General features: G+C 42.4%; 4 protein-coding genes. 1 reads left to right on the top strand and 3 read right to left on the bottom strand.

The features are described from left to right. Window positions 1–56 precede the first annotated feature (56 nt). The 3 genes from QVO88_RS03430 to QVO88_RS03420 form a co-directional block, all read right to left on the bottom strand. A complete protein-coding gene (locus tag QVO88_RS03430) occupies window positions 57–629 on the bottom strand; it encodes a hypothetical protein (protein WP_022287127.1) in 573 nt (190 codons plus the stop codon). A gap of 70 nt (window positions 630–699) precedes the next feature. Next, on the bottom strand, window positions 700–1,173 hold the full coding sequence (locus QVO88_RS03425) for a DUF3795 domain-containing protein (protein ID WP_022287126.1): 474 nt from the start codon (window positions 1,171–1,173) through the stop codon (window positions 700–702). Window positions 1,174–1,278: 105 nt separating this feature from the next. Beyond that, a complete protein-coding gene (locus QVO88_RS03420) occupies window positions 1,279–2,034 on the bottom strand; it encodes a ThiF family adenylyltransferase (protein ID WP_022287125.1) in 756 nt (251 codons plus the stop codon). A gap of 226 nt (window positions 2,035–2,260) precedes the next feature. Between QVO88_RS03420 and QVO88_RS03415 the strand changes: the two genes are divergently transcribed. After that, window positions 2,261–4,405, top strand: a 2,145-nt coding sequence (locus QVO88_RS03415) for a Tex family protein (RefSeq protein ID WP_288177749.1), incomplete at its 3' end; no start/stop codon positions are given.

Genomic DNA, 4,405 nt, shown 5'->3' with positions numbered 1-4,405 from the left:
ATAGCACCCGTTATGAGTGCTGCGATGAGGGAGCTGTTCGATAAATGGGAAACTATTTATGGATTGTCTTTGATTTCAATTTCTACTGAATAATCAACATCTTTTGAGTTGAGGTCTGTAAGTAGAATAGTATTATTGTCAAAAGGAACTATTTCAATGTTGCTTTTTCTTTTGCATTTATCAATAAGTAAAAATTTCTTTCCATTTTGGTCTGTACAAACAGCATATAACAGCTTAGGCACTTTGAGTTCATAAACTAAATTCGTAATATACGGCTGTACCCATTCTTCATTTCTTTCAGAAATTCTGATACGTAATTCTTTTGATTCATCACTGATGCGTTGTTCAAAATTCTGCTGCATATATATCTTTTTGAATTTTTTGTTGTTATAATAATCCATAATCAATACATATGGCAGGAGCCACAAACCATAATCAATGAAGCCCAGAAAAGCTAACCATTTAATAGGAGAGAAGAGAAATGCAACAGCAAGAATAAACCCACCGAAAAATGGAAATCCAGATATGTGTTTTTTGCTTTTTTTGCTTTGATATAATGCGGCATATGTAACAGCTATCAAAAATGCTCCGATTATTCCAAGCGTTATAGTCATGAGCCATTCTTGCATAACATTTTTTCCTTTCTGAAAAATTCAAATAATAGTGCTGTGATAAGTGATCTGCTCGACAAATTGGAATTTAAATCATTTTTTTATATGGTCTATAATGCGGATTTTCGGAATTATTTTTCCAAAATGCCTCTATACCATATTCTCTAATTTGTTGATTACCCTCCAGCCACTGCCTGTATACTATTTCTTCAAAAATTCCCTGCGTTTTTTTGCACGGAAACTCATTGCACTCTCCACAAAAATCAACGCCATGGTTCTTTGTGCACTCAAGCAAAAAACACCCTTCGATGCTGCATCCATTATGTTCTGTGCTGCGGCAACCTGAACAAGAAGCACCCGCATATATGCTAAGTACTCCCTCAAAGTTGTTATAGCTTTCTACGGCGTCGGGCATATGTACCTCATAAAATTCTTTTATGCCCTCTAAATATTTTAATAATGTTTTAGCCGACGCACAAATTATCCCATCATTATATGCCGAACAAGTGTGGCACATTAAAGAACATGGTGCAACCTTTTTAATAATTTCACTTTTATCCATTTTTTTTGTACTCCTCCACTAAATTACGATTTGTCGGGCTGTATACCCGATTGATTTCCAAAACCATTATACCACAGCTGATCAATAGTTCGTCCTTTGTTTGTATTATTTCTTAGCCAGATCTTTAATAACTTCTCCTGCCACGATAAGACCCACCACTGACGGAACAAATGCTGTTGAGCCTGGAATATCACGGCGCACTGTGCATTTTCTTGCCGTACCAGGAGGACAAATGCAGTCCTGACGGCATGAAATAGCCATATCTTCTATCGGTCTGATAGGCTGTTCCTCTGAGTAAACAACTTTAAGCGACTTTATGCCTGCCTTTTTAAGCTCTCGTCGCATGACTTTTGCAAGAGGGCAGACCTTTGTCTGATAAATGTCCGCCACACGGAATGCTGTAGGGTCAAGTTTGTTGCCTGCACCCATTGAGGATATAACAGGTACTCCTGCGACGTCTGCTCGCTTTATTATCTCCAGCTTGCCTGTAACAGTGTCAATGGCGTCGATAATGTAATCATACTGAGTAAAATCAAACTGATCCGCTGTGTCAGGCATATAAAAACACTTGTATGTGTTTACCTTTATGTCAGGGCAGATGTCGTGAACACGCTCCTCCGCCACGTCTACCTTGTATTTTCCTACTGTTTTTCTTGTGGCAATTATCTGACGATTGATGTTGGTCAGACACACTTTGTCATCATCTATAAGGTCAAGCTCGCCTACACCGCTTCGTGCAAGGGCTTCAACTGCATATCCGCCTACACCGCCTATGCCGAAAATCGCAACCCTGCTGTTGCTGAGCTTTTCCATTGCTTCTTTGCCGAATAAAAGCTCGGTTCTTGAAAACTGATTTAGCATATAAACACTCCTGAATACTGTTTTATTCTTTTATGATAACATATCCAAGCCCTTTTTTCAAGTGCATTTTTGCCTGCTTTTATTAATTTTCTGATAAATCCTATATGTATTATATAATATCTTTGTTACAGTTTTCGACCGCATTTTCGTTGCGTTTTTATCGAAAATGTGCTATAATATTATATGTGATAATACGCAAAAAGTAATAAAAAGGATTGGTAAAAACATGGACATTAACAAGACCCTTGCGGAAGAATTTAAGCTCAGACAGGAGCAGATAGACAACACTGTTGCACTCCTTGATGACGATAAAACTATACCGTTTATTGCACGATACAGAAAGGAGCTTACAGGCTCGTTGGACGATCAGGTGCTTAGAGAGATCGCTGACAGGCTCACATATCTTAGAAATCTCGAAAAACGTAAAAGCGAGATAATCTCTTCTATCACTGAGCAGGAGAAAATGACAGACGAGATAATGTCTGCTATCGAAAATGCAAAGACCCTTGTGGAGGTGGAGGATATCTACAGACCTTTTAAGCCGAAGCGTAAAACAAGGGCTTCGGTGGCAAGAGAAAAGGGGCTTGAACCACTGGCTGAACTTATCTTGACTCAGGATAAAAAATGCGACCCGCAGGTCGAGGGGTCAAAATTTATCAACGAGGAAAAGGGCGTAAAGTCTGCGGACGAAGCTTTGCAGGGTGCAATGGACATAATCGCAGAGGATATCTCTGACGATGCTGACCTGAGAAAATACATAAGAACGTTGTTTTCGCAGATAGGCGTGATAAGCTCAAAAGCATCTGACGAGAATACCGAGTCGGTGTATGAGAACTATTATGACTATGCCGAGGCTGTGGGAAAGATAGCAGGTCACAGAGTTTTGGCTTTGGATAGAGGCGAAAAAGAGGGCGTTCTGAAAGTATCAGTGAATGTCCCGGAGGGCGCAGGGGAGAGAGCCTGCGTGTCAAGATATATGAAAAACAAGTCAGAGTGCGGACAGCTTGTTACGGCTGCTTGTGAGGACGGCTATAAAAGACTTATTTATCCGTCCATAGAGCGTGAGATAAGGGCGGAGCTTTCGGCAAACGCTCAGGAGGGGGCGATAAAGGTGTTCTCTTCAAACCTCAGACAGCTTCTTATGCAGCCGCCTGTTAAAGACACTGTTACCCTTGGTCTTGACCCAGGATATGCTCACGGTTGTAAGACCGCTGTAGTGGACGCTACGGGCAAGGTGCTTGACACTGCGATAATCTACATTACTCCGCCAAAGAAGGATACAGAGCGTGCTAAGCGTGTTCTGACGGGCTTTATAAAGAAATATGGCGTTACGACTATCTCCATAGGCAATGGCACTGCTTCAAGAGAAACGGAGCAGTTCACAGCCGAGCTTATCAAAGAAATTCCGCAGAAAGTTTCTTACATGGTGGTGTCTGAGGCAGGCGCTTCCGTTTACTCCGCTTCAAAGCTTGCGGCTGAGGAGTTTCCTGAGTATGACGTTTCACTGCGTTCAGCAGTATCAATAGCACGCCGTTTGCAGGACCCTCTTGCAGAGCTTGTAAAGATAGACCCAAAGGCAATAGGTGTTGGACAGTATCAGCATGATATGCCAAAGGCGAGAATGGACGAGGCTTTAAAGGGCGTTGTTGAGGACTGCGTAAACTCAGTAGGCGTTGACCTTAATACGGCTTCATACTCATTGTTGTCATACATATCGGGCATAAATATGACAGTTGCAAAGAATATTGTTTCCTACCGTGAGGAAAACGGAGCTTTCACCGAAAGAAAGCAGCTTATGAAAGTTCCGAAGCTTGGCGCAAAGGCATTTGAGCAGTGTGCAGGCTTTTTGAGAGTGCGTGGCGGAAAAAATCCGCTGGATAACACGGCTGTTCACCCTGAGTCATATAAGGCCGCGCAGGCGCTTATTGACAGGTGCGGGCTGAGCCTTGCGGACATGGGCGATGTAAAGCAGATAGCTGAGAAAGTCAATGCAATGGGCATGAAGAAGCTTGCCACAGATATCGGCATTGGTGCTCCGACGTTAAAGGACATAGTAGGGGAGCTTGAAAAGCCGGGTCGTGACCCTCGTGACGAGTTGCCGCCACCGCTTATGAGAAGTGGCGACATTATGGAGCTTAAAGACTTGAAGCCGGGCATGGAGCTTATGGGCACAGTGAGAAACGTAATAGACTTCGGAGCGTTCGTTGATATCGGTGTTCATGAGGACGGACTTGTACATATTTCTCAGATGTGCGACAGATTTATAAAGCACCCTCTTGAGGTCGTAAAGGTCGGGGAGGTAGTTAAGGTTTGGGTAATTAACGTTGACCTGAAGAAAAAGCGTATTTCGCTTACTATGAAAAAGCCTAAG

The sequence above is a fragment of the Ruminococcus sp. CAG:57 genome, assembly GCF_000435935.1.
GTDB classification, from domain to species: Bacteria; Bacillota; Clostridia; order Oscillospirales; family Ruminococcaceae; genus Hominimerdicola; species Hominimerdicola aceti.
This window is presented reverse-complemented; position numbering and strand designations above follow the sequence as displayed.

Bases quoted from the DNA above. Each gene is read 5' to 3' on its own strand.
- QVO88_RS03430 (WP_022287127.1), bottom strand. From the start codon at position 629: ATGCAAGAATGGCTCATGACTATAACGCTTGGAATAATCGGAGCATTT.
- QVO88_RS03425 (WP_022287126.1), bottom strand. From the start codon at position 1,173: ATGGATAAAAGTGAAATTATTAAAAAGGTTGCACCATGTTCTTTAATG.
- QVO88_RS03420 (WP_022287125.1), bottom strand. From the start codon at position 2,034: ATGCTAAATCAGTTTTCAAGAACCGAGCTTTTATTCGGCAAAGAAGCA.